Annotated in this window: 19 protein-coding genes; 12 read left to right on the forward strand and 7 right to left on the reverse strand. The window is 73.2% G+C overall.

Going from position 1 to position 24,287, the window contains the following annotated elements; genetic code table 11:
* The first annotated feature begins 156 nt into the window (after positions 1-156).
* The 7 genes from AC6EI4_RS16520 (at position 157) to AC6EI4_RS16550 (ending at position 8,539) form a co-directional block, all read left to right on the forward strand.
* The gene (locus AC6EI4_RS16520) at positions 157-3,057 is read left to right on the forward strand and encodes a Na+/H+ antiporter subunit A (protein ID WP_498419683.1); all 2,901 of its coding nucleotides are present in this window, start codon (positions 157-159) and stop codon (positions 3,055-3,057) included.
* A complete protein-coding gene (locus tag AC6EI4_RS16525; protein ID WP_498452131.1) occupies positions 3,057-3,491 on the forward strand; it encodes a Na(+)/H(+) antiporter subunit C in 435 nt (144 codons plus the stop codon). Before AC6EI4_RS16520 ends, AC6EI4_RS16525 begins: the two co-directional genes overlap by 1 nt.
* Positions 3,488-5,230: a Na+/H+ antiporter subunit D gene (locus AC6EI4_RS16530; protein WP_498419687.1), complete on the forward strand. Its 1,743-nt coding sequence runs from the start codon at positions 3,488-3,490 to the stop codon at positions 5,228-5,230. Before AC6EI4_RS16525 ends, AC6EI4_RS16530 begins: the two co-directional genes overlap by 4 nt.
* Entirely contained in the window at positions 5,227-5,805 is a 579-nt protein-coding gene (locus AC6EI4_RS16535) for a Na+/H+ antiporter subunit E (RefSeq protein ID WP_498419689.1), read from the forward strand. Before AC6EI4_RS16530 ends, AC6EI4_RS16535 begins: the two co-directional genes overlap by 4 nt.
* Positions 5,802-6,095: an MrpF/PhaF family protein gene (locus AC6EI4_RS16540; protein ID WP_498452132.1), complete on the forward strand. Its 294-nt coding sequence runs from the start codon at positions 5,802-5,804 to the stop codon at positions 6,093-6,095. The genes AC6EI4_RS16535 and AC6EI4_RS16540 overlap by 4 nt, the downstream gene beginning before the upstream one ends.
* Entirely contained in the window at positions 6,092-6,469 is a 378-nt protein-coding gene (gene mnhG / locus AC6EI4_RS16545) for a monovalent cation/H(+) antiporter subunit G (RefSeq protein ID WP_498419693.1), read from the forward strand. The genes AC6EI4_RS16540 and mnhG overlap by 4 nt, the downstream gene beginning before the upstream one ends.
* 195 nt (positions 6,470-6,664) lie before the next feature.
* The gene (locus AC6EI4_RS16550) at positions 6,665-8,539 is read left to right on the forward strand and encodes an acyl-CoA dehydrogenase (RefSeq protein WP_498419694.1); all 1,875 of its coding nucleotides are present in this window, start codon (positions 6,665-6,667) and stop codon (positions 8,537-8,539) included.
* A gap of 305 nt (positions 8,540-8,844) precedes the next feature.
* Here AC6EI4_RS16550 and AC6EI4_RS16555 read toward each other — a convergent pair whose 3' ends face one another.
* Both AC6EI4_RS16555 and AC6EI4_RS16560 read right to left on the reverse strand, forming a co-directional pair.
* On the reverse strand, positions 8,845-10,218 hold the full coding sequence (locus tag AC6EI4_RS16555; protein WP_498419696.1) for a DEAD/DEAH box helicase: 1,374 nt from the start codon (positions 10,216-10,218) through the stop codon (positions 8,845-8,847).
* A gap of 311 nt (positions 10,219-10,529) precedes the next feature.
* Positions 10,530-12,317 (reverse strand): NHL domain-containing thioredoxin family protein, encoded by a 1,788-nt coding sequence (locus AC6EI4_RS16560; protein ID WP_498452133.1) that lies wholly within the window; start codon positions 12,315-12,317, stop codon positions 10,530-10,532.
* A gap of 135 nt (positions 12,318-12,452) precedes the next feature.
* Between AC6EI4_RS16560 and AC6EI4_RS16565 the strand changes: the two genes are divergently transcribed.
* The 3 genes from AC6EI4_RS16565 to AC6EI4_RS16575 all read left to right on the forward strand — a co-directional run bounded on the left by AC6EI4_RS16565 (position 12,453) and on the right by AC6EI4_RS16575 (position 14,567).
* Entirely contained in the window at positions 12,453-12,725 is a 273-nt protein-coding gene (locus AC6EI4_RS16565) for a hypothetical protein (RefSeq protein ID WP_498419700.1), read from the forward strand.
* 70 nt (positions 12,726-12,795) lie between these two features.
* Positions 12,796-13,635: a maleylpyruvate isomerase family mycothiol-dependent enzyme gene (locus tag AC6EI4_RS16570; RefSeq protein WP_498452134.1), complete on the forward strand. Its 840-nt coding sequence runs from the start codon at positions 12,796-12,798 to the stop codon at positions 13,633-13,635.
* Entirely contained in the window at positions 13,632-14,567 is a 936-nt protein-coding gene (locus AC6EI4_RS16575; protein ID WP_498452135.1) for an oxidoreductase, read from the forward strand. Before AC6EI4_RS16570 ends, AC6EI4_RS16575 begins: the two co-directional genes overlap by 4 nt.
* Positions 14,568-14,570: 3 nt before the next feature.
* Here AC6EI4_RS16575 and AC6EI4_RS16580 read toward each other — a convergent pair whose 3' ends face one another.
* From AC6EI4_RS16580 to AC6EI4_RS16595, 4 genes are all read right to left on the reverse strand, one after another.
* Positions 14,571-15,710, reverse strand: coding sequence for a serine hydrolase domain-containing protein (locus AC6EI4_RS16580; protein ID WP_498419706.1), 1,140 nt, complete (start codon positions 15,708-15,710; stop codon positions 14,571-14,573).
* Between the two features lie 306 nt (positions 15,711-16,016).
* Positions 16,017-17,891 carry a Na+/H+ antiporter gene (locus tag AC6EI4_RS16585; RefSeq protein ID WP_498452136.1) on the reverse strand — a complete coding sequence of 625 codons (1,875 nt, stop codon included), beginning with the start codon at positions 17,889-17,891 and terminating at the stop codon, positions 16,017-16,019.
* A gap of 75 nt (positions 17,892-17,966) precedes the next feature.
* Complete coding sequence (locus tag AC6EI4_RS16590) at positions 17,967-19,208, reverse strand: fatty acid desaturase family protein (protein WP_498419710.1); 1,242 nt, start codon at positions 19,206-19,208, stop codon at positions 17,967-17,969.
* A 61-nt stretch (positions 19,209-19,269) separates the two neighbouring features.
* Positions 19,270-20,412 (reverse strand): ferredoxin reductase, encoded by a 1,143-nt coding sequence (locus AC6EI4_RS16595; RefSeq protein ID WP_498452137.1) that lies wholly within the window; start codon positions 20,410-20,412, stop codon positions 19,270-19,272.
* A gap of 120 nt (positions 20,413-20,532) precedes the next feature.
* Here AC6EI4_RS16595 and AC6EI4_RS16600 point away from each other — a divergent pair, with 120 nt between their 5' ends.
* Positions 20,533-21,729, forward strand: a complete 1,197-nt coding sequence (locus tag AC6EI4_RS16600; protein ID WP_498419714.1) for a PucR family transcriptional regulator — start codon at positions 20,533-20,535, stop codon at positions 21,727-21,729.
* A gap of 24 nt (positions 21,730-21,753) precedes the next feature.
* On the forward strand, positions 21,754-22,668 hold the full coding sequence (locus AC6EI4_RS16605; protein WP_498452138.1) for an SGNH/GDSL hydrolase family protein: 915 nt from the start codon (positions 21,754-21,756) through the stop codon (positions 22,666-22,668).
* Between the two features lie 42 nt (positions 22,669-22,710).
* Here AC6EI4_RS16605 and AC6EI4_RS16610 read toward each other — a convergent pair whose 3' ends face one another.
* Entirely contained in the window at positions 22,711-24,231 is a 1,521-nt protein-coding gene (locus tag AC6EI4_RS16610) for an amidohydrolase (protein WP_498419718.1), read from the reverse strand.
* Between the last annotated feature and the right edge of the window lie 56 nt (positions 24,232-24,287).

Consider the following 24,287-nt stretch of genomic DNA (forward strand, 5'->3'; position numbering starts at 1 on the left):
TACTGTCTTAGTAGAGTTACTTCCGCCTGGGTTGTCAAATGAGCGCGCCCACCGCCGCCCGACTAGGCTGGTGGCATCGGTCGCGCGCCCCGACCCCTGCTCCCGTGCGTCCGTCCACACGCCCTTGACAACCCCACGGACCGCGAAGGCCCCCGCTTGCTCACGATCGTCGGCGTCCACTTCCTCGTTGCCGCACTCGCGCCACCGCTCATCGGCGCCCTCGGACGCCGCGCCTTCCTGGCCCTCGCCCTGGTGCCCGCCGGGGCCACCGCCTGGGTGCTCGCCCAGGCCGGCGCGGTGCGCGAGGGCGACACACTCGACGAGGTGGTGGGCTGGGTGCCCAGCCTCGGTCTGGACCTCGCCTTCCGGCTCGGGGCCCTGCAGTGGGTGCTGGCGCTGGTGGTCGTCGGGATCGGGGCCCTGGTGCTCGCCTACTGCCGTTGGTACTTCGCCGAGGACGACCCCGGCCTGGGCCGCTTCGCCGGCGTCCTCACCGCGTTCGTCGGGGCGATGCTGGGCCTCGTCCTGGCCGACGATCTGCTCCTGGTCTACGTCTTCTGGGAGCTGACCACCGTCTTCTCCTACCTGCTGATCGGCCACTCCCCCGAGAAGCGCGCCAGCCGTCAGGCCGCGACGGAGGCGCTGATCGTGACGACGCTCGGCGGGCTCGCGATGCTCGTCGGGATGCTGCTGATCGGCAGCGCGGCCGACACCTACCGGATCAGCGAGATCCTCGCCGACCCGCCCAGCGGCACCGCGATCACGGTCGGGGTCCTGCTCGTCCTGGTCGGCGCCCTGAGCAAGTCGGCGCTGGTGCCGTTCCACTTCTGGCTCCCGGCCGCGATGGCGGCCCCGACGCCGGTGAGCGCCTACCTGCACGCCGCCTCGATGGTGAAGGCCGGCGTCTACCTGGTCGCGCTGCTCGCACCCGCCTTCGCCGGCAGCCCGGGCTGGCGCGGCGTCGTACTCACCCTGGGCGTGCTGACCATGCTGGTCGGCGGCTGGCGGGCGCTGCGCCAGATCGACGTCAAGCTGCTGCTCGCCTACGGGACCGTCAGCCAGCTCGGCTTCCTGCTGGTCGTGCTCAGCCTCGGCACCCGCAGCGCGGCGCTGGCCGGGGTCGCGCTGCTGCTCGCCCACGCCCTGTTCAAGGCCACGCTGTTCCTCGTCGTCGGCATCGTCGACCGCAGCACCGGCACCCGCGACCTGCGCGAGCTCTCCGGAGTGGGGCGCACGATGCCGGTGGTGGCCGTCGCCGCCTGCATCGCGGCCGCCTCGATGGCCGGTCTGCCACCCGCGCTGGGCTGGGTCGCCAAGGAGAGCGTGTTCGCGGCGCTCCTCGACGTCGCCCAGAGCAACGGCGACGGCACCGGGCTGTCCAGCCTGGCCGGCTGGGCGCTGCTGGCCGGCGTCTTCGCCGGCTCCGTGCTGACCGTCGCCTACTCCGCCCGCTTCGTGTGGGGCACGTTCGCCACCAAGTCGCGGGTGATGAACCCCGAGCCGACCCCGGCGCAGCCCGTGCCCGCCGGCTTCGCCGCCGCCCCGGTGCTGCTGGCCGGGCTCACCCTCGTGCTGGGCCTGGCCGGCCACCCGCTCACCGAGCAGGAGGCGCCGTACGCCGACACCTTCCCGATGGGCGTCCACGACGCCGAGCTGGCCCTGTGGCACGGCTTCGGGATCCCGCTGGCGATCTCGCTGCTGGCCGTGGCCCTGGGCCTGGCCGCCTTCGCCGGGCGCGGCTCGGTCGCCCGGCTCCAGGCCCGGATGGCCCACGCCTGGAGCGCCGAGCGTGGCTACCGCTGGACCATGCGCAGCGTCGACCGGCTCGCGGTCGAGGTCACCGGTACGACGCAGCGCGGCTCGGTGGCGGCGTACCTGGCGATCATCCTGGTCGCGGTGCTCGTCTTCCCCGGCTGGACGCTGGTGGCGGGGCTGTCCGGAGAGATCGACGTGGTGGCCTGGGACACCCCCGCACAGGCCCTGGTCGCGATCGTGATGGCCGCATCCGCCCTGATGGCGACCCGCTCTCGCCGCCGACTGCGCGCCGTCCTGCTGGTGGGCGTGACCGGCTACGGCACCGCGATGCTGTTCGCGCTGCACGGCGCCCCCGACCTGGCGCTCACCCAGGTGCTGGTGGAGACCGTCTCGGTGGTGGTCTTCGTGCTGGTGCTGCGCCGGCTGCCCGAGTACTTCACCGACCGCCCGCTGAGCCGGAACCGCTTCTGGCGGATGGCGCTGGGCGCCGCGACCGGGATCGCGGTGGCCGGGTTCCTGCTGGTCGCCACCGGAGCCCGCACCGCGATCCCCGTCTCCGCCGAGTTCCCCAAGGAGGCGGTCGACTACGGCGGCGGCAAGAACATCGTCAACGTCATCCTCGTCGACGTCCGCGCCTGGGACACCCTCGGCGAGATCTCGGTGCTGCTCGCGGCCGCCACCGGCGTGGCCAGCCTGATCTTCCTCGACAGCCGCACCTCGGGCATCCGCCGGGTGCACGAGATCCCGCAGCCGCCGACCGTGGAGAAGGTCCCCACCGCGCCCGGACGCCGGGTCTGGCTGCCGGGGCCGCGCACGATGCGCCCGGACCGCCGCTCGATCATCTTCGAGGTCGTCACCCGGCTCGTCTTCCACACGATCATCGTGTTCTCGATCTACCTGCTGCTCGCCGGGCACAACCTCCCCGGCGGCGGCTTCGCCGCCGGCATGGTGACCGGCCTCGCCCTGATCGTGCGCTACCTCGCCGGTGGGCGCTACGAGCTGGACGAGGCAGCGCCGATCGACGCCGGCCGACTGATGGGGGTCGGGCTCGCCGTGTCCGCGCTGGCCGGGCTGGCCCCACTCGCCTTCGGCGGCGCGGTCCTGCAGAGCGCGCTGGTCGACCTGCACATCCCGGTGCTCGGTGACGTGCACCTGGTGACCTCGACCTTCTTCGACGTCGGGGTCTACCTCGTCGTCGTCGGCCTGATCCTCGACCTGCTGCGAGCCCTCGGCTCCCGCATCGACCGCCAGATCCTGCGCGAGGAGCAGGACCGCGCACACACCCAGGAGGTGAGCAGCTGATGGAGGCCAACCTGACCCTGGTGATCACCTCGGCGGCATTGATCGGCTGCGGGGTGTACCTGCTGCTCGAGCGCAGCCTGAGCCGCGTGCTGGTGGGACTGATCCTGATGAGCAACGGCGTGAGCATCGCGTTCCTGGTCTCCGCCGGACCGGCCGGGGACGCCCCGATCGTCGGGGCGGGCGACCCGGGCGACCTGGCCGACCCGCTCCCCCAGGCGATGGTGCTCACCGCCATCGTGATCACGCTGGCGACCACCGCCTTCCTGCTGGCGATGGCCTACCGCAGCTGGCAGCTCAACGCCCACGACGACGTCCAGGACGACGTCGAGGACGCCGCCATCCGCCGGCTCGCCGCCGCCGACGACGCGTCCGACAGCTACGACCTCAGCTCGGCCGGAGAGACCGACGAGCAGCCGCTGGAGGAGGGCGCATGAACGAGATCGTCCCGCTCCCGGTGATCCTGCCCCTGCTGGGCGCCGGCGCGACGCTGGTGCTCTCGCGCCACCCGCAAGGCCAGCGCGCGGTCAGCTTCGCCACCCTGACCGCGGTCGCCGGCATCGCCGCGGTGCTGCTGGTCCAGGCCGACCGGCACGGGCCGCAGGTGATCTGGGTCGGCGGCTGGCCCGAGCCCCTGGGCATCTCCCTGGTCGCCGATCGGCTCTCGGCGCTGATGCTGCTGGTCTCGGCCGTGGTGACGCTGGCCGTGCTCGCCTACTCCCTGGGCCAGGGCATGACCGGCGACGACGAGCGCGAGGCGCCGCTGTCGGTCTACCACCCGACGTTCCTGGTGCTCGTCGCCGGCGTCTCGAACGCGTTCCTGGCCGGCGACCTGTTCAACCTCTTCGTCAGCTTCGAGATGCTGCTGTTCGCCAGCTACGTGCTGCTGACCCTCGGCGGCACCGGGGCCCGGATCCGGGCCGGCACGATCTACGTGGTCGTGAACCTGCTGTCCTCCACGCTGTTCCTGATCTCGCTGGCCACCATCTACGCGGCCACCGGCAGCATGAACCTGGCCCAGCTCGCCGAGCGCATCAGCGACCTCCCCGGCCACGTCAGCCTGATGCTCCAGCTGCTGCTGCTGGTCACGTTCTCGATCAAGGCCGCCATCTTCCCGCTGTCGTTCTGGCTGCCCGACAGCTACCCGACCGCCCCGGCTCCGGTGACCGCGGTGTTCGCCGGCCTGCTCACCAAGGTGGGCGTCTACGCGATCCTGCGGGTGCAGACCCTGCTGTTCCCCGAGAGCCCGCTCACCGACCTGCTGATGTGGGCCGCACTGCTCACCATGGTGGTCGGGATCCTGGGCGCGGTCGCCCAGTCCGACATCAAGCGGATGCTGTCCTTCACGCTGGTCAGCCACATCGGCTACATGATCTTCGGGATCGCGCTGGCCACCGAGGCGGGCCTCTCGGGCGCCATCTTCTACGTCGCCCACCACATCACCATCCAGACCTCGCTCTTCCTGGTGGTGGGCCTGATCGAGCGCCGCGCCGGCAGCACCTCGCTGGTCCGGCTCGGCGGCCTGGCGGCGCTCTCACCGCTGCTCGGGCTGCTGTTCTTCGTCCCGGCGATGAACCTGGCCGGGATCCCGCCGCTGTCGGGCTTCCTGGGCAAGGTGGGCCTGCTCCAGGCCGGCCTCGACACCGGGACCCCGCTGGCGCTGACCCTGGTCGCGGCGGGCACGGTGACCAGCCTGCTGACCCTGTACGCCATCGCCAAGACCTGGGGCCTCGCCTTCTGGCGCACCCCGGAGCAGGCGCACGCGATGGCGCAGGCGCTGCCCGACCCCGGCTTCGACGCGGGCGATCGTCCCCGCCCGGCCACCGCCCTGGAGGCCACCGTGCTCTCGGTGCTCGACCAGAGCAGCGGGCCGATGGTGCGGCACCGCAGCCACATCCACACCGGCGGCGGCACCTTCAACCACTCCGACCTCGAGGCGGCCCGCCGCCTGCGCGACGACGACGAGCCCGACCGCGACCTCTACCAGCTGATCCGCGACGGCGACCAGCCCGACCGGCTGCCGCTGGCGATGGTGCTGCCGACGGCCGGCCTGGTGGCCTTCAGCCTGCTGCTCACCGTCGTCGCCGGCCCGCTCTTCGGGTTCACCGACCGGGCGGCCGAGGACCTGCTGCAGCGCGACATCTACATCGGCGCTGTGCTGGGAGACGGCCGATGAGCCCGGTGATGCGCACGCGCCGCGACGGCAGCGTCAGGCCGGCCCGCTACCGCGCCGTCCAACTCCCGGTGGTGGCCTGGCTGACCTTGGTGTGGCTGGTCCTGTGGGGCGACGTGACCCTGCTGCTGGTCGTCGGCGGGATGCTCGTCGCGGTCGGCGTCTGCCTGCTCTTCCCGCTGCCGCCGGTGCGGATGGGGGTGCGTCCGCGTCCCTGGCCGCTGGCCGTCCTGGTGGCGCGGTTCCTGCGCGACGTCGTCGTGGCCAGCGTCCAGGTCGCCGGCGTGACGCTGCGGCGCGACCAGGTCCTGAGCAACGCCGTCATCGCGGTCTCGCTGCGCACCCCGTCGGACTTCGTGCTCACGGTGGTCGCCGAGATGGTCTCGCTGGTCCCCGGCAGCATCGTGGTCGAGGCCCGACGCTCCACCCACACCCTGTTCCTGCACGTGCTCGACGTGGCCGACCTCGAGGGCGTCGAGCGGTTCCGGGCCAGCGTCCTGGACCTGGAGGCCCGCGTCGTGCACGCCCTCGGCGCGGACCGGGTGCCGCTCCCCCCCACGAAGGAGAACGCCTCGTGACCCTCGTGCTGATCCTCTGCGCCGCGATGCTGGCGGTCGCCGGGTTCCTGCTGGTGATGCGTACGACGATCGGGCCGACGCTGCTGGACCGCACGGTCGCCCTCGACGTGCTGGTGGCGGTGCTGATCTGCTCGGTCGCCCTGGAGGCGGCGTACAACCGGCACACCTACACGCTGCCGATCCTGCTGACGCTGAGCCTGCTCGGCTTCGTCAGCTCGGTGAGCATCGCCCGCTTCACCAAGGGCAGCGACGACATCGAGGCCGAGCAGCGGGACCGGGAGAACCCATGAGCCAGATCGACTGGAGCACCGTCGCGGACGTCGCGGCCGCCGTCTGCCTGCTCACCGGCGCCCTGCTGGCGCTGACCGCGGCGATCGGCGTGCTGCGGCTGCCCGACCTGCTCAGCCGGATGCACGCCGCCACGAAGCCGCAGGTCCTCGGCCTGCTGCTGGTCCTGACCGGCCTGGCCCTGAGGCTGCGCGAGCCCGAGGTGATCGCCTTCCTGGCGCTGGTGGCGCTGATGCAGATGATCACCACCCCGGTGGCCAGCCACATGGTCGGGCGCGCGTCGTTCCGGGCCGGCCAGGTGCGCCACGACCTGCTCGTGGTCGACGAGCTCACCGAGGCCCTGGACCGCCCCGAGGAGCCCCGCGGGGCCCCCTGAGACCTCGCCCCGCGGCGGGGCCTGCGTCACGTTCGGGGGTGATCTGTTGCGCGAACCCGGCCACACGAGGCACCATTAGGTTACTGGCGAGTAGCAGAACTGCTCTGTGCCGTCTCCAGCTGCGGCTCCCGGCCGCACCGAAACACCCAGGACCGGATTCCCGTGACCGGTACCCCGACGCGAAAAGGTGGGTCAGTGAGCCACTACAAGAGCAACCTGCGCGACATCGAGTTCAACCTCTTCGAGGTGTTCGGCCGCGAGGAGATCCTCGGCCAGGGTCCCTTCGCGGAGGTGGACGCCGAGACCGCGCGCGAGGTTCTCGCCGAGGTCGAGCGGCTCTCCCGCGAGGATCTCGCCGCCTCCTACGAGGACAGCGACCGCAACCCTCCGGTGTTCGACCCCAAGACCCACACGGCTCCGGTCCCGGCGTCGTTCAAGAAGAGCTACCGCGCCTGGATGGACGCCGAGTTCTGGCGCCTGCAGATCCGTGAGGAGCTCGGCGGGACCCCGGCCCCCTCGTCGCTGAACTGGGCGATGGGCGAGATGATCCTGGGCTCGAACGCGCCGGTGTGGATGTACGCCGCCGGCGCGCCGTTCGCGGGCGTCATGTACGACAACGGCAACGAGCGCGACAAGCGCGTCGCGCAGTTCATGGTCGAGCGCCAGTGGGGCTGCACGATGGTCCTCACCGAGCCGGACGCCGGCTCCGACGTCGGCGCGGGCCGCGCCAAGGCCGTCCCCAACGAGGACGGCACCTGGAACATCACCGGCGTGAAGCGCTTCATCACCTCCGCCGAGCACGACATGAGCGAGAACATCATGCACCTGGTGCTCGCCCGCCCCGAGGGCGTCGAGGGCGTCGGCGGCCCGGGCACCAAGGGCCTCTCGCTGTTCTGGATGCCCACGCACCACTTCGACCTGGAGACCGGCGAGCTGACCGGCGAGCGCAACGGCGTCTACGTGACCAACGTGGAGCACAAGATGGGGATCAAGGTCTCCAACACCTGCGAGGTCACCTTCGGCGACCCGCAGGTCGGCGGCGGCGAGCCCGCGAAGGGCTGGCTGCTCGGCGAGGTCCACAACGGCATCGCCCAGATGTTCGACGTGATCGAGAACGCCCGGATGATGGTCGGCACCAAGGCCATCGCGACCCTGTCGACCGGCTACCTCAACGCGCTGGAGTACGCCAAGGAGCGCGTCCAGGGTGCCGACCTCACCCAGTCGGCCGACAAGACCGCGCCGCGCGTCACGATCACCCACCACCCCGACGTGCGCCGTTCGCTGATGACCCAGAAGTCCTTCGCGGAGGCGATGCGGGCGCTGGTCCTCTACACCGCCACCTGGCAGGACGACGTCCAGATCGCCGCGCACAAGGGCGAGCGCAACGAGCTCGCCGAGGCGATCAACGACCTGCTGCTCCCGATCGTCAAGGGCTACGGCTCGGAGCGCTCGTGGGTGCTGCTCGGCACGGAGTCGCTGCAGACCTTCGGCGGGTCGGGCTTCCTGCAGGAGTACCCGATCGAGCAGTACGTCCGCGACGCCAAGATCGACACCCTCTACGAGGGCACCACCGCGATCCAGGGCCAGGACCTGTTCTTCCGCAAGATCGTCAAGGACCAGGGCCGCGCGCTGGGCCACATCGCGGGCGAGATCGAGAAGTTCCTCGCCTCCGAGGCGGGCAACGGTCGCCTCAAGGCCGAGCGCGCGCTGCTCGCCACCGCGCTGGAGGACACCAACGCGATCGTCGGCGCGATGATCAACGACCTGATGTCCTCCGACGCCCGCGCCGAGGGCGGCGACCCGCGCAACATCTACAAGGTCGGCCTGAACACCAGCCGCCTGCTGATGGCCCTGGGCGACGTGGTCTGCGCCTGGCTGCTGCTGCGCCAGGCCGAGGTCGCGCTGGCCAAGCTGGCCGGTGACCCCGGCAAGGACAAGGCCTTCTACGAGGGCAAGGTCGCCGCTGCGCAGTTCTTCGCGCAGAGCCTGCTGCCGAAGATCAGCGCCGAGCGCGCCATCGCCGCCGCCACCGACCTGTCGGTGATGGACCTCGACGAGGCTGCGTTCTGATCGACTGAGAGAACGCTCGTGTGAGCGTGCGGGCGCCGAACCCGCGAGCAGGGCCGTCCCGTCGGGGCGGCCCTGCTGTCGTTGGCGCCCAGGTGACCGACAGGTAACTGGAGGTTCCCGTGCACCTGGTGCGTGCGATCCACCAGTTACCTGCGGGTAGGAGGCGCGCCGGGTGCGGCATGGACCGGTCTGCGGCCCGAACGAGAACGAGCCCCCGCCCCGTGAGGGGCGGAGGCTCGTGGTGTCAACGCGTCACCGGAGCGTGTCCGGGCGGCCCCTGGTGGGGGGCAACGTCAGCTCGCTGCTCAGAAGGAGCGGCGACGCTCATGTCCGCGTGAGTCGTTGCGGCCGCCGGAGCGGCCTTCGGGGCGCCGCGCGCCGCCGGCGTACGGCGGGCGACCGCCCGGGGCCGGGCGGCGCGAGGAGGACGAGGACGAGGGCCGCGGCGCGTTGGTGTCGCCGGAGACGGCCAGCGCCTCGGCGGTCATCGGCTGCGGGGCGGTCCGGATGTCGTGGTGACGCACCTGGACGCCGGCGCTGCGCTGCAGGCGCACCAGCTGGTCGACGAACTTCGGCGTCGAGATCGTGATGACGCACCCGCTGCTGCCGGCGCGCGCCGTACGGCCCGAACGGTGCAGGTAGGCCTTCGGGTCGTTGGCCTGGTCGAAGTGGATGACCAGGTCGATGCCGTCCACGTGGATGCCGCGCGCGGCGACGTCGGTGGCGACGACGGCCTGCACCTTGCCCGAGGAGAACTTGTGCAGGTTGCGCTCACGCACGCGCTGCGAGAGGTTGCCGTGCAGGTCGACCGCGTCGACGCCCGCGGCGGTGAGCGCCTCGGCCAGCTCGACGGCACCGTCGCGGGTCCGGGTGAAGAGGATCGTGCGGCCGTTGGCCGTGACCAGCTTGACCGCGGCGTCGACCTTGTCGCGGAAGCCGCCGACGACCATCGTGTGGTGGGTCATCGTGGTGACCGCGCCGGAGTTGGGGTCGAGCTGGTGCACCTTCGGGTCGCGCAGGTGCTTGCGGACCAGGCGGTCGACGTCGCCGTCGAGCGTGGCGGAGAGCAGCATCCGCTGGCTGCCGGCCGGCGTCATCGAGACCAGCTTGTCGATGGCGGGGTAGAAGCCCAGGTCGCACAGGTGGTCGGCCTCGTCGAGGACGGTCATCTGGATGTCGTCGAGCTTGCAGTGGCCCTGCTTGATCAGGTCGTCGAGACGGCCCGGGGTGGCCACGACGATGTCGGCGCGGTTGCGCAGCGCCCGGACCTGGCGGTCGTAGGGCGTGCCGCCGTAGACCGTGGTCATCTTCAGGCTCAGCGAGTTGGCCAGCGGGTTGAGCGCCCGGCTGACCTGCTGGGCCAGCTCGCGGGTCGGGACCACGATGATCGCGCGGGGGAAGTTCGGGCGGCTGCGCTCACCCTCGAGGCGGGCGAGGACGGGCAGGCCGAAGGCGAGGGTCTTGCCCGATCCGGTCTGCGCGCGACCCAGCAGGTCGTGGCCGGCGCGGGCGTCGGGGATCACCGCGGCCTGGACCGAGGTCGGCGCGGTGATGCCCTGCACGGCGAGCGCGGCGATCAGCGCGTCGGGCAGGTCGGAGAAGGCGGTGCTGGCGGTGCTGGCGGCCGTGGTGTCCGGCGCGGGGGAGGAAGAGGGTGCAGCAACTACGGACGCAGACATGCGTGGGAGAACTTTCGCGTGGAGAAGCGCCTGCGCGACGGAGCCACGGCGTGGTCCGGTGAGCCTTGCGAGACGCGTTGTCTCTGGGCACCCGACTCGACTGGTCTTCGCGCGATCGAGAGCTGCGCACCACACCGGGAACAAAGAGAATGAGCGGCCACTCCTCGATCGAGGGGCCACTGGCTTCTCCCTACCCTACGGACCCCACCCCCTGCCCGACGAATCCCCGCCCGCCCCGCAACCCCTTGTAACGCGGGGTTATGTCCACTGCCACAGCGTCATTTCGCTGTGGTGGAGCGCATAACCCCGCGTTACAGCTCGGGGGTGCGCCCGCCCAGCGGGAGGGCGAGCGTGGCGGCGCCGTCGGGAGTGAGGCGGACCGGGACGCCCCAGTCCTGCTGGTGCATGTGGCAGGCCGCGCCGTCGGCGGCGGCTCCGTCGGCCACGACGTCGCAGGAGGCGGCCCGCGCCGCGACGTGCAGTACGCCGTCGCCGACGGCCGGGTCCAGGACCAGGGTGCGGGTCAGGTCGGTGCCGCGCCCGTCGCCCTCGCGGATCAGCGCCGGCGGGGTCGCCGTCACCAGCAGCTGCGAGGGCGGCCCGAACCGGTCGTCGACCTTCTGCCCGGGCGGAGGCGTGAACACGACCGCGAGCTCCAGGCGTGCCCCGACCTCGGTGACCGGCCGCTGCGTCGAGTGCGCGAACCCGTCCACCGCCACCGCGGCCGCGCCCAGCGGCACCCGGGTCAGCGCGTGGGCGCCGGACTCCACGACCACCAGGTGCTCGCCGTCCACGAACGCGCCGCTCGGCTCGACCAGTCCGGTGGCCAGGGTCGTGACCTCCCCGGTGGCCGGGTCGAAGCGGCGCACCGCGCCGTTGTAGGTGTCGCACAGCGCCACGGTGCGATCGGGCAGCACGCTCACCCCGAGCGGATGCTGCAGCAGCGCCTGCGCGGCCGGGCCGTCACGGAAGCCGAAGTCGAACAGGCCCGAGCCGACCGCGGTGTGCACCCGCGGCACACCACCGGTCCCCGGGTCCCCCTCGACCCAGCGCAGCGAGGACGTCTCGCTGTCGGCCAGCCACAGCCGGTCCTCGTCGGCGGCCAGCCCGGAGGTCTGCGCGAACCACGCCTCGGGCAGCGGCCCGTCGAGCAGCCCCTCGTTGGCGGTGCCGCCGGCGACCTCGACGCAGCCGGTGCGCGGGTCGAACGTCCACAGCTGGTGGATGCCGGCCATCGCCACCCAGACCCGCTCCTGCCACCACGCGACGTCCCAGGGGCTCGACAGGCGCGTGGTCGCGTCGCCCTCGAACCACTGCCGCCCGTCCCCGGCGAGCACCCGTACGGCGCCGGTGGCGAGGGTGAGGCCACGCAGCTGGTGGTGCACGGTGTCCGCGACCACGACGTCGTAGCCGACCTCGGCGGCGACGTCCTCGGGCAGCAGGCACAGCCCGTTGGGCTCCGCGAAACCGCCGATGCGGCGCACCACGCGGTCCTCGGCGTCCAGCTCGACCACCTGGTCGTGGCCGGCGTCGGCGACCAGCGTGTGCCCGCCGGGCAGCCGCACCGCCTTGGCCGGGAAGCGCAGCTCGGTCGGCTCCACCACCGGCGCGACGTACGGCGAGTCGCCCGGCTGCAGCGTGCCGCGCTCGCGGTGCTCCGCGACCAACTCGCCGAGCAGCCGGTCGATCGCGTGCACGTGACCCTCGCCGGCGTAGTGCGCCACCACGTAGCCGGTCGGGTCGACGAGCACCAGCGTCGGCCACGCCCGCGCGGTGTAGGCCTGCCAGGTGACGAGCTCGGGGTCGTCGAGCACCGGGTGGTGCACGCCGTACCGCTCGACGGCCTGGGCCAGCGCCACCGGGTCGGCCTCGTGGGCGAACTTCGGCGAGTGCACGCCGACCACGACCAGCTCCTCGGCGTACTTCTCCTCCAGCGGGCGCAGCTCGTCGATCACGTGCAGGCAGTTGACGCAGCAGAACGTCCAGAAGTCCAACAGCACGAACCGCCCGCGCAGGTCGCTCAGGGCGAGCGGGCCGTCGGTGTTCAGCCAGCCGCGGCCGCTCAGCTCGGGGGCGCGGACGCGGGGGCGGGTGCTCATGGGGTCATTCTCCCCGGCCCGCGGCGGACCCCTCCTCGAGGGCGTCCAGGCGCTCCCGGATCGCGCGCAGCTCGCCGAGCATGGCGCCCGGACGGCGGGGTACCAGGGCGCATGGCGCCACCGGTTCGAGCAAGTGTGGCCGCGACCGGCTCCTGGACGGACCCGGACGGCTTCCGCACCCCCGCCGGCGAGGTCCACGCCTGGATCCCCGGCACCAACCAGACACTGTGCGGGCTCTCCCTGCATCGTTCGCAGCTGGCCCGCTTCTCCCACGTCGACTGGGGCGACGCACAGCCCGAGACGGGCCGTGACGCGGACCAGGTCGCGGTGGTGTGCCCCCGCTGCGCCGCGGGCATGGGTCGCCGCCGCGACTCCCGGCCCTGGCGGCGCACCAACCCGCGTCCGTGACGGGTACGGCGGCCGCCACCCGCCGTGCGGGCCTCCCCAGCTGTCCGTGCCCGCCACTAGGGTGTCGCGCATGAGCGAGACGACCCCTGAGTCCCAGCGCCTGGCCGGCCTCGTCGACGTGTGGTGGGACGCCGTGGACGACTTCACTGGACTGCTCGAGCAGCTCTCGCCCGAGCAGTGGCGCGCGCCGACCGACCTGGCCGGCTGGGACGTGCACGCCGTCGCCGCGCACATCGCCCATCTGGAGTCACTGCTCAACGGCGTCGCCGGTGAGCCGGTCGACGTGGGGCGGCCCGCCCACGTGACCAGCGCGATGGGGACCTTCACCGAGCAGGGCGTCGTCGCCCGCCGGGGCCGGACCCCCGACGACCTGATCAACGAGATCCGGGAGATGGCGACCCGTCGGCGCACCGAGCTGCTGGCGAACCCCCCGACCGACCCCGCGGCGCCCGCGCAGTCGCCGTTCGGCGACCTCGGCTGGAGCGTGGACACGCTGCTGCGCAACCGCCCCCTCGACCTGTGGATGCACGAGCAGGACATCCGCCGCGCGGTCGGGCTGCCGGGCAACCTCGACTCGTCCGCGGCGCGGCACACGGCCGACTACCTGGCCGAGAGCATCGGCTTCGTACTGGCCAAGAAGGTGCGTGCGCCGGCCGGTACGACGGTGCTCCTCGCCGTCGAGGGCAGCGAGCCGGTCGCCGCCACGGTCACCGAGCAGGGCCGCGGGGAGCGGCTCGCCTCCGCTCCGGCCGAGCCGACCGTGCGCCTGAAGATGGACCGCGAGACGTTCATCGTGCTCGCCGGTGGCCGCCGGACCCCCGAGCAGGCCGGCGCCGACGAGCGGGTCACCATCGAGGGGGACCACGACCTCGGCAGGCGCATCGTCGCGGCCCTCACGGTGACCCCGTGAGCGTGCGACCCGAGCCCTGGGAGCTCGCGGACATGCCCGACCAGGCCGGGCGGACCATCCTGGTCACCGGGGTCACCAGCGGGCTCGGGCACCACACGGCGCTGGAGCTGGCGCGCCGCGGCGCCCGGGTGGTGCTCGCCGCCCGCGACGAGAGGCGCCTGGCCGAGACCGCGAGCCGGCTCGAGCGTGAGCACCCGGGCGCCGCCCTCGAGCAGCTGGTCGTGGACCTCGCCGACCTGTCCGCGGTGCGCGGCGCCGCCGCCCGGGCGGAGGCGTTCGGGCCGATCGACGTCCTGGTCAACAACGCCGGCGTGATGGGCACCGACTACCAGCGCACCCGGGACGGGTTCGAGCTGCAGATGGGGACCAACCACTTCGGGCCGTTCCTGCTCACCGGGCTGCTGCTGCCCCAGCTGGTGGCCAGCGGCGCCGGCCGCGTCGTCACGGTCTCCTCGCAGATGCACCGCCTCGCCCGCCAGGCGCCCCTCGACGACCCGCGCACGCCCCGCCCGCGCTACCACCGCTGGGTCTCCTACGCCGAGAGCAAGCTCGCGAACCTGCTCTTCACCGCCGAGCTCGATCGGCGCGCCCGCGAGGCCGCCGTCCCGGTGCGGGCGCTGGCCGCCCACCCCGGGTTCGCGGCCACCCACCTGGCCGCCAACGGCCGCTACGGCCGCCCCGCCGGAGGCCGCGCCTCGATCCTCAACGCCACCATCGGCGCGGTCGCCCAGCCGGCGGCCGACGGCGCGCTGCCCACCTTGATGGCGGCGACCGCAGACCTCCCCGGCGGCACCTACTGCGGCCCGGACGGGTTCCAGCAGGGCCGCGGCCGGCCCCGCGTCGTCGAGGGGAACCGCCTCTCGCGCGATCCCGACGCCGCCCGCCGGCTCTGGGAGCTCAGCGAGGACGCGGTCGGGCTGCGCTGGCCGTGAGGCTCAGCCCAGGCAGGCCTGGATCGCGCGCAGGTAGGCCTCGGAGCGGTCCGAGCCGATGATGCCGGGCGCCATCTTGTTCATCGCGTACGCCACGGTCGTGCGCGCGTCGAGATCCATCGCGATCAGCGAGCCGCCCCAGCCGCCCCAGTAGCAGGACCGTCCCTGGGAGACGTAGGGCACGGTCTGGGTCTCGGGCAGCGCGAAGCCGATGCCGAAGCGCAGGTTCACGCCGAGGACCAGGTCGGGCCCGTGGCTCTGCTCGTCGAAGATCAGCTCGAGGGTGTCGGGCGAGAGCAGCCGTACGCCGTCCACGGTGCCGCCGAGCGAGACCGCCCGCAGGATCCGCGCCACCGAGCGGGCGTTGCCGTGGCCGTTGGCCGCCCCGATGTCGGCGCGGCGCCACCCGGGGGTGTTGGCCACGCCCGCCTCGGCGACCGGGCCGGTGAGCGTCTTGAAGGCGGGGCCGTCCAAGTCGATCGCCGAGAAGTCGATCTCCAGCGGCGGGGGCGGCACCACGGCGGCGATGCGGTCCCAGTCCGACTCCGCGGCACCGATCTGGAAGTCGGCCCCCAACGGGCCGGCGATCTCCTCGGCGACGAACGTCTTGAGCGGTCGACCGTCCACCCGGCGGAGCACCTCGCCGACCAGGTGACCCTGGCTCAGCGCGTGGTATCCCGACGCCGTGCCCGGCTCCCACCACGGTGCCTGACCGGCCAGGCGACGCGTCGAGGCCTCCCAGTCGTACATCTCCTCGACCGTGAACGGCGCCTGCCAGCCGGAGACCCCGGAGGTGTGGCTGAGCAGGTGGCGGACCTCGATCAGGTCCTTGCCGTTCTCGGCGAACTCCGGCCAGTACTTCGCCACCGGCGCGTAGGGGTCCAGCTGGCCGCGGTCGACCAGCATCAGCGCGGCCAGCGCGGTCAGGGTCTTGGTGGTCGACCAGACGTTGGTGATCGTGTGCTCGTCCCAGGGGACGCTCCGGGCGACGTCGCGGAAGCCTCCCCAGAGGTCGAGGACCGTGTGGCCGTCGATGTCCACGACCAGGCTCGCGCCCAGCTCGTTGCCCGAGTCCAGCTGGCGGGCGAACTCGTCGCGCACCGGCTCGAACCGGGCGTCGGTCCTGCCGTGCACCTCGGCCATGGCCACACCCTCCTCGCGAAGCGGCGCCGCGCCGCCACCTGGCGCGACCCTAGGCCGCACCGCTCCCCGGCCACCATGGGCGCAGCGCCCAACATCCCCACGGGCCCGCGCCCGCGCCCGCCGTACGCGCCGCGCCGCGCGCGCCGCGCCGCCCGCGCCGTACCCCTCCGGCTGTAACGCGGGGTTATCACCACCACCACAGCGTTAGAGCGCTGTGGTGGATGGCATAACCCCGCGTTACAGCTGGTCGTACGGCGCGGGGCGGGCGGCGCGGGGCGTACGGCGTACGGCGGCGCGCGGCCGGGGTCAGGCGGTGAGGTGGTGGACGTAGCACCAGCGCCAGTCCTCGTCGGGCTCGGCCGACTGCACCACCGGGTGTCCGCTCTCGTGGAAGTGGGCGGTGGCGTGCTGTCCCGAGGAGGAGTCGCAGCACCCGACGTGAGCGCAGGTCAGGCACTGGCGCAGCGCGACCCACACCGTCCCCTCGTCCAGGCAGCGCTGGCAGAAGGGCTCCGCCACGGTCTCGATCGCCGGGTGCGCCCGCAGGTCCGCGCAGGTCTCCCCCGCGACGGAGGGGACCAGGCGGCCGCTGTCCCTGCCGGCGAGCCGCAGGTCCTCGTCCTCGGGCTGGGTGGAGTCGAGGGTGGACTCCTCGACGTCGAGCATCGCCAGCACGTCGTCGATCACCTCGGCCGGGGTCTGCCCGACGTCGCGCACCTCCAGCACCCGTCGCCGCTCGGCCTGGATCATCTCCAGGCGCACCCGCGCGTAGAGCGCACTGGGGCTCTCCTCCCCCGGCTTCGTGGACAGCCGCTCCCAGGCCGCGAAGTTGCGCTGGTCGACGCGCTGCCGGATCAGCTCGCCGACGCCGTGGGGGTCCTCGACGGCCAGCTCTTCGAGGCGGGCCAGTCCCGCCTGGCCGGCCTGCTGCAGCACCGTCGCCCGGGCCAGTGCGTCCTCCATCGGGTCGGGCGCGGGCACCCGCAGCCGGCGGGCCAGCCAGGCCAGGGTGCTGCCCTGGCCGAACAGCGTGCCGGCCACCACGGTGAAGGCGACCAGCAGCAGGATCTCGCGGTGCTCGGTGTCGCCGGGGATCACGAACGCCGCGGCCAGCGTCACCACTCCGCGCATCCCGGCCCAGCCGAGCAGGAAGGTCTGGGCCCACGGCGGGTGGGCGCCGTCGCCACGCTCGAGGGCGTAGCGGGCCGCACAGACCCACACCATCCGCAGCACCACCACGGCGGCGAGGGTGGCCGCGCACAGCAGCGCGATCCGCCCGGCGCCGAGGTCGCTGGCGCCGACGTCCTCGAGGATCCACCTCGCCTGCAGCCCGATCAGCAGGAACACGGTGTTCTCCAGCACGAAGGCGATCGTGCGCCAGGTGACCCGCTCGATGATCCGGGACTGCGCCGTCTGCAGCACCGGGGCGTTGTGCCCCAGCAGCAACCCGGCGATCACCACGGCGATCACCCCGGAGGCCTCCACCCGTTCCGCGACGAGGTACGCCGCGAACGGGGTCACCAGCGAGATCGCCCCGTCCAGCAGCGCGTCCTCGAGCCCGCGGCGTACCCGCGCGACGAGGAGGTAGACCAGCACGCCGATCAGCAGCCCACCGCCGGCGGCGATGAGGAACTCGAAGCCGACCTCCCACAGCTCCACGCCCCCGGCGGCGACGGCGATCGCGGTACGCAGCGCGACCAGGGCGGTGGCGTCGTTGAGCAGCGACTCGCCCTCCAGGATGGTCACCACGCGCCGGGGCAGCCCGATCCGGCGCCCGATGGCGGTCGCCGCCACGGCGTCCGGCGGCGCGACCACGGCGCCCAGCGCCAGCGCCACCGGCCACGAGACCCCCGGCAGCAGCGCGTGCACCACGACGCCGACGCCGAACGTGGTGAAGACGACCAGGCCGACCGAGAGCAGCAGGATCGGGCGGCGGTTGGCCTTGAAGTCCACCAGGGACGTCTGCAGCGCGGCCGCGTAGAGCAGCGGCGGCAGCAGGCCGAGCAGCACCACGTCGTGGCTCAGGTGCAGCTCCGGCACGCCCGGGACGTACGACGCGGCGATGCCACCGGCGATCAGCAGCAGCGGCGCCGGCACGTCCAGGCGCCGGGCGAGACCCGCGCCCAGGAGCACGCCCAGGGCCAGGGCGACGAGGACGAAGGCGATCTCCACATCGACCATCCTGCCCCCGCTCGGCCACGCAGGACCGGCTCCGCGCCCCCGTGAGGGGCCGCGGAGCCGGTCAGCCGAGCGAGGTCAGGCGGCGGTCTGCTGCTCCGCGCGACGCGCCTCCTGGCGCGAGCGCGCGTCCAGGGCACGACGGACCTTGGGCCCGCCGGTGGTCATCTTGTAGAGCTTGGCGAGCTGCTTGGTGGCGTTGGCCGGCTTGGTCTCCGCGAGCCAGCCGTTGGGCAGCGAGAGCCGGACCACCTTGTGCCAGGCCGACGCGACCTGGTTGACCAGCGGCGCCTCGTGGTAGTTCAGGCCGTACTCGTCGAAGATCGCGCGCACCTTCGGCGCCACCTCGGCGTAGCGGTTGCTGGGCAGGTCGGGGAAGAGGTGGTGCTCGATCTGGTGGGAGAGGTTGCCGGTCATCAGGTGCATGGCCTTGGACCCGGAGATGTTGGCCGAGCCGAGCATCTGACGCAGGTACCACTGGCCGCGGGTCTCGTCGGCGGGGATCGACTTCTTCTCGAAGGTCTCCACGCCCTCGGGGAAGTGCCCGCACATGATCACCGAGTGCGACCACAGGTTGCGCACCAGGTTGGCGGTGAAGTTCGCGGCCAGCGTCGGCAGGAACGAGCCGGTCGGGATCGACAGCGCCGGGTGCACCACGTAGTCCTTGGTGGCCTGCTGGCGGATCTTGCGCAGCGTGTTCTTGGCGTTGCGCTTGAACGTCTCGCTGCGCTTCTCCTTGGGGATGCTCAGGTTCTTGCCGAGCTCGAGGTCGTAGGCGGCGATGCCGTACTCGAAGAAGCAGGCGTTGATGAAGTTCCACAGCGGCTGGCCGAGGTACATCGGGTGCCAGCGCTGGTCCTCGTCGACGCGCATGATGCCGTAGCCGAGGTCGTTGTCCTTGCCGACGATGTTGGTGTAGGTGTGGTGGATCTCGTTGTGCGAGTGCTTCCAGCCCTCGGCGGTGGAGGCGTTGTCCCACTCCCAGGTCGTGGAGTGGATCTTCGGGTCACGCATCCAGTCCCACTGGCCGTGCATGACGTTGTGCCCGATCTCCATGTTCTCGAGGATCTTGGCGACGCTGAGCCCGATCGTGCCGGCGATCAGCGCGGGCGGGAAGGACGAGGCGAGCAGCACCGCACGGCTGCCGAGCTCGAGCTTGCGCTGCACGTCGACGACCTTGCGGATGTACGCCGCGTCGCTCTCGCCGCGGGCGTCGAGGATCTCCTGGCGGATCGCGTCGAGCCGGCGGCCGATCTCCTCGATGTCCGCCTCGCTGAGGTGGGCGGTGGGGTTCTCGGGCTTCTTGGTCATCACGGTCATCGGATGTCCTTTCCGTTCGCGGGAGCGGGCGGTGGGGCGGGGGGCAGAGGGGTCAGGGGGGTCAGTGGTTGATCTGGCAGTCGCCGGCGGCGGCGCTGATGCAGGTCTGGATGGGCACGCCCCCGGGGTCGGTCTCGCCGGGGACGGCGACGGTCAGCGCGCCGTTGCGCAGGTCGCGCACGGCGCCCTCCTTCATCGGCAGCACGCAGCCCATGCAGATGCCCATCCGGCAGCCGCTGGGCATCAGCACGCCGGCGCTCTCGGCGGCGTCGAGGATCGGCGTGGTGGCGTCGGCCTCGAGGGTGGTGCCGTCGGCGAAGGTGAGCGTGCCTCCGCCCTCGCCGTCGGTGGGGGTGACGACCACCGGGCGGAAGCGCTCCAGGTGCAGCGGCAGGCCGCGCTCGCCGTGGTGGGCCTCGAGCGCGTCGAGCAGGCCGACCGGCCCGCAGGCGTACGTCGTGCGCTCGGCGAGGTCGGGCACGATGGTGTCGAGGTCGGCGACGTCGAGCATCCCGTCCATGTCGGTGTGCAGCTCGACCAGGCGCAGGCGCCCCTCGGCGGCGTAGCGGCGCAGCTCGTCACCGAAGATCACCTCCGCACGCGTCAGCGCGGAGTGCAGCAGGACGATCTGGTCGGGGTGCGCGGCGCCTCCCGCGGCGGGCACGGCCCGGGAGAAGAGGTTGCGCAGCATCCCGATCACCGGGGTGATGCCCGAGCCGGCGGTGACGAGCAGCAGCTTCGCGGGCAGCGGGTCGGCCAGCACGAAGTCGCCCTGCGCCTGGTCCAGCTGCAGCATCTGCCCGGCCCGGGCGCGGTGCACGAGGTAGGTGGAGACCACGCCGTCGGGGATCGCCTTGACGGTGATGCTGATGCAGCCGTCGGGGCGCGGGCCGTGGGTCAGCGAGTAGGTGCGCCACAGCCGGATCCCGTCCACCTCGGCGCCGACGCGGACGTACTGGCCGGGCACGTGGCCGGCCCAGTCCTTGCCCGGCTTGATCACCAGGGTCGCCGACGAGGACGTCTCCGGGCGGACCTCGACGATCCGCCCGCGCAGCGGGGCGCCCGCGCGCAGCGGGTGGAAGACGTCGAGGACGTCGTCGAGCTCCAGCGGCGTGACCGCGGCATCGGCGACGCGGCGCAACCCGTCGCGCAGGCCGCGCGGCAGCCCCAGCGGGGCGCGACGGAGGGGGACGGCAAGACTCATGGGTTCACTCTCCTGCATCGCCGGGTGTAAAGTCCTGACCAATTCGCGTGAACCGATCGGACTGCCTTGTTCGATCCGAACAATCTTCCGAGAGTTTCCAGGTCGCGGGGAGTCCTAACCTTGACCGAGCATGGTGCCCGTCACACTTCCGGCCCTGCCGTCGGCCGGGTCTCCCGGTTCGGCGTCGCGGCCATCGAGGAGATGCGCGCGAGCCTGCCCGCGGTCGCCGACCGCGCCGTCGAGGCCATCATCTCCGAGGTGCCCAGCTACGCCGGCGCGTTGAGCGGGGACATGGGCTCCACCATCCGCAACGCGGTCCAGCTGGCACTGGGCGGCTTCATCTCCCTGGCCTCGGGGCGTCACGGAGCCGACCCCCGGACCCCGGCCGCCCCGGCCGTCGAGGGCGCCTACCAGCTCGGCCGGGGCGAGGCCCGCTCCGGGCGCTCGATGGAGGCGCTGCTGGCCGCCTACCGGATCGGCGCCCGGGTGTCGTGGCGCGAGATGTCGGGGACGGCGGTGCGCGCGGGGATCGGCGCGGAGACCGTGGCCGACTTCGCCGAGCTCGTCTTCGCCTACATCGACGAGCTCTCCGCCGCGAGCGCCGCCGGCCACACCGACGAGCTGGCCTCCTCGGGCCGGCTGCGCCAGCGGATGGTCGACCGGCTGGTCCGGCTGCTGGTCGACGAGGCCCCCGCCGACGCCCTGCACGCCGCCGCCGAGCGGACCGAGTGGGTGCCGCCGGAGACGCTGACCGTGGTGCTGGTGCCCGAGGACCAGCTGCGCGCCACCCTGCCCGCGCTGGACCCGGCGACGCTGCAGACCGGCGAGGACCTGCCGGGGCTCGGCGACCGGATCCTGCTGCTGGTCCCCGACGCCCACGGCCGGCGTCGCGGCGCCCTGCTGCGCGCCCTGGCCGGGAGCCGGGCGGTGGTCGGCCCGGCGCGCCCCTGGACGTCGGTGCGGGCCTCCTACACCCGGGCCGTGGGCACGGTCGAGCTCGGCATCACCGGTCCCGACGCCGTCGACACCGACGACCACCTGCCCGAGCTGCTGCTGGCCGCCGATCCCGCGCTGCGCGCCGACCTGCGCGCCCGCGCCCTGGCGCCGCTGGAGGGGCTGCGGCCGGCGACCGCGGAGAAGCTCGCCGACACGCTGCGCTCGTGGCTGCTGCACCAGGGCCGCCGCGAGGAGATCGCCGCCGAGCTGTTCGTCCACCCCCAGACCGTCCGCTACCGGGTCGGGCAGCTGCGCGAGCTGTACGGCGAGCGGCTCGAGGATCCGCGCACGCTGCTGGAGCTGACCCTCGCCCTGGCCTGAGGGGGTGCGTCGTACGGTCGGGGCATGGAGCGCACGAGCCGGCTGCTGGCTGCCCTCGTCCTGGCGGCGGCGCTGGGCGCCTGCGGCCAGGGCGGGGACGGCCCACAGGCGGAGCCGAGCCCGGCCGCCGGCGCCGAGGCGTCGCCCGCCGAGGCCGCCCCCGAGTACGCCGCGTACGTCGCGCTGGGCGACTCCTACACCGCCGCGCCGTTCGTGCCGACCACCGAGCTCAGCGGATGCCTGCGCTCCACCGGGAACTACCCCCAGTTGGTGGCGGCCGAGCTCGAGGTGCCCTCGTTCGAGGACCGCAGCTGCAGCGGCGCCGACACCACCCACCTGCTGGCCCCGCAGCCGCTGCTCGGCGGCGCGGCGCCCGCTCAGCTCGACGCCGTCGACGCGGGAACCGACCTGGTCACGCTCGGGATGGGCGGCAACGACTTCGCCGTCTTCACGACGCTGGTCGGCCGGTGCACCTCGCTGCGCGACGTCGACCCGGACGGCACGCCGTGCGCGCAGACGCTCACCCGGGAAGCCGGTGGCCGGGACCCGCTGCTGAGCGCGATGGCCGAGATCCGCGGCCGGCTCGCGGCGGGCGTCCAGGAGATCCGGCGGCGGGCGCCCGAGGCCCGGGTGCTGCTGGTGGGCTACCCCCAGATCGTCCCGGAGTCGGGCACCTGTCCGCGGCTGCTGCCGCTCGCCGACGGCGACTATGCCTACGCCCGCCGGGTCAACGAGCGCCTCGCCGAGACGGTCGCGGACGCCGCGCAGGACGCCGGCGTCGACCACGTCGACGTCTGGGAGGCCAGCGAGGGCCACGACGTCTGCGCCGAGACGCCGTGGGTCGCCGGGGTCGAGAGCGACCCCACCCGCGCGCTGGCGTTCCACCCCTACGCCGTGCAGCAGCAGGCCGTGGCCGGCCTCATCCTCGACCTGCTCTGAGGCTCCCGCCCACCCCGGCCGCTGCCGCCGAGAGGCGGCGGGTCACAGGGTGCTGTGCACGTTGATCCCGGCGACCCAGGTGGCGGCGACCGACATGTGCCGCAGCCGGGCGGCGGCGCGCTCGGCGCCCTCGGGGCCCCCGTCGTCCCCGGCCTCGAGCGGGTCGGCGTCGAGCAGCGCCAGGTCGCCGCGCGAGCCGGGCTGGACGGTGGGCTGACCGTCGACCGAGGCGGCGAGCGCCTCGGCGGCGCTGAGCGCGTGCTCGGGGTGCCAGGCGTCGCGCTCGTCGGCGCTACGGTGCACCGCGGCCGCCATCGCCAGCCACGGGTCCAGCGGCGAGACCGGCGCGTCGGAGCCCATCGCCAGCGTGACGCCGTCGTCGAGCATCCAGCGGAACGCGAAGCACCGCGCGGAGCGCTCCTGCCAGATCTTCTCGGTCAGGTCGCGGTCGTCGAGCAGGTGCGCGGGCTGGATGCTGGCGCGCACGCCCAGCTCGGCCATCCGCCGTACGTCGTCGCGGCCCACCATCTGGGCGTGCTCGATCGAGCCGCGCGCGCCGGTGTCGCCGTACGCCGCCAGCGCCTCGGCGACGGCGGCGTCCCCGATCGCGTGGGTGGCGACCTCGATGCCGGCTGCGTGCGCCCGGGACAGCAGCCCGCGCAGCTCCTCGGGCGAGACGTTGGGCTGCCCGCAGGGGTACTCCAGGCGGTGCGCGTCGGCGTAGGGCTGGCAGCACCACGCGGTCCGGGTGTTCAGCGAGCCGTCGGAGATGATCTTCAGCGGGCCCATCGTCGCCCGGTCGTCGCAGCCGGGGAGGGTGTCGCCGGTGCGCAACCCGGCCGCGATGACCGCGTCCAGGGTGTCGGCGTAGGCGGCCACCCGGACCCGCAGCGGGTCGCAGTCCTGCCCCCAGCGCTCGGCCCACTCCAGCGGCCCCCCGCTGAACTCGAAGTCCACCAGGCCGGTCACCCCGATCGCTGCCGCCGCGTCGAGGGTACGGCGGTAGGCCTGCGGCGAGGTGCCGTCGTTGCCGACCAGCGTGGCCAGCCGGGGATAGACCGCGAACCACTCCGCCTCGCGCACCACCGAGTCCCGCACCGGCAGCGCGAGGTGCATCAGCGCGGTCGTGTTGAGCCAGGCGTGGTGCCCGTCGCCGCTGATCAGCACCACCGCACTGTCGCCGGAGACGGCGTCGAGCTCGGAGACGGTCACCTCCCGCTCCCAGCCCCCGGAGCGATGCCCCCAGCCGATCACCGGCTGGCCGGGGTACTCCGCGACCCGGCGCGCCACCATCCGGGTGGCGTCCTCGGGCGAGCGGGTCCGGGCGAGGTCGAGGCGCTGCGAGGCCAGCGTCCACTGGCCGAGGTGGACGTGGGCGTCCCACAGGCCCGGGATCAGCCAGCGCCCGCCGGCGTCGACCTCCTCCAGGCCCGCCGGACGCGGCAGCTGCGGGCCGACCGCGCGCACCGTGCCGTCCTCGACGAGCACGTCGACGGGGGCGTCGGGGACAGCCACGGCGCCGATCGGCACCAGCCGGGCCTGGCGCAGCAGGAAGCTCGTCATGGGGCTAACGCTAGGCGCGTCGCCGTCCCTGCCCCACCCCGGCCCGGCCGCTACCG

The sequence above is a fragment of the Nocardioides sp. Z43_10 genome, from assembly GCF_059766615.1.

Coding starts and splice junctions, on each gene's coding strand:
- AC6EI4_RS16585 (WP_498452136.1), bottom strand. CDS start 17,891: ATGGTCGATGTGGAGATCGCCTTCGTCCTCGTCGCCCTGGCCCTGGGC.
- AC6EI4_RS16555 (WP_498419696.1), bottom strand. CDS start 10,218: ATGTCTGCGTCCGTAGTTGCTGCACCCTCTTCCTCCCCCGCGCCGGAC.
- AC6EI4_RS16570 (WP_498452134.1), top strand. CDS start 12,796: ATGAGCGAGACGACCCCTGAGTCCCAGCGCCTGGCCGGCCTCGTCGAC.
- AC6EI4_RS16535 (WP_498419689.1), top strand. CDS start 5,227: ATGAGCCCGGTGATGCGCACGCGCCGCGACGGCAGCGTCAGGCCGGCC.
- AC6EI4_RS16605 (WP_498452138.1), top strand. CDS start 21,754: ATGGAGCGCACGAGCCGGCTGCTGGCTGCCCTCGTCCTGGCGGCGGCG.
- AC6EI4_RS16580 (WP_498419706.1), bottom strand. CDS start 15,710: ATGGCCGAGGTGCACGGCAGGACCGACGCCCGGTTCGAGCCGGTGCGC.
- mnhG (WP_498419693.1), top strand. CDS start 6,092: ATGAGCCAGATCGACTGGAGCACCGTCGCGGACGTCGCGGCCGCCGTC.
- AC6EI4_RS16525 (WP_498452131.1), top strand. CDS start 3,057: ATGGAGGCCAACCTGACCCTGGTGATCACCTCGGCGGCATTGATCGGC.
- AC6EI4_RS16590 (WP_498419710.1), bottom strand. CDS start 19,208: ATGACCGTGATGACCAAGAAGCCCGAGAACCCCACCGCCCACCTCAGC.
- AC6EI4_RS16610 (WP_498419718.1), bottom strand. CDS start 24,231: ATGACGAGCTTCCTGCTGCGCCAGGCCCGGCTGGTGCCGATCGGCGCC.
- AC6EI4_RS16530 (WP_498419687.1), top strand. CDS start 3,488: ATGAACGAGATCGTCCCGCTCCCGGTGATCCTGCCCCTGCTGGGCGCC.
- AC6EI4_RS16560 (WP_498452133.1), bottom strand. CDS start 12,317: ATGAGCACCCGCCCCCGCGTCCGCGCCCCCGAGCTGAGCGGCCGCGGC.
- AC6EI4_RS16595 (WP_498452137.1), bottom strand. CDS start 20,412: ATGAGTCTTGCCGTCCCCCTCCGTCGCGCCCCGCTGGGGCTGCCGCGC.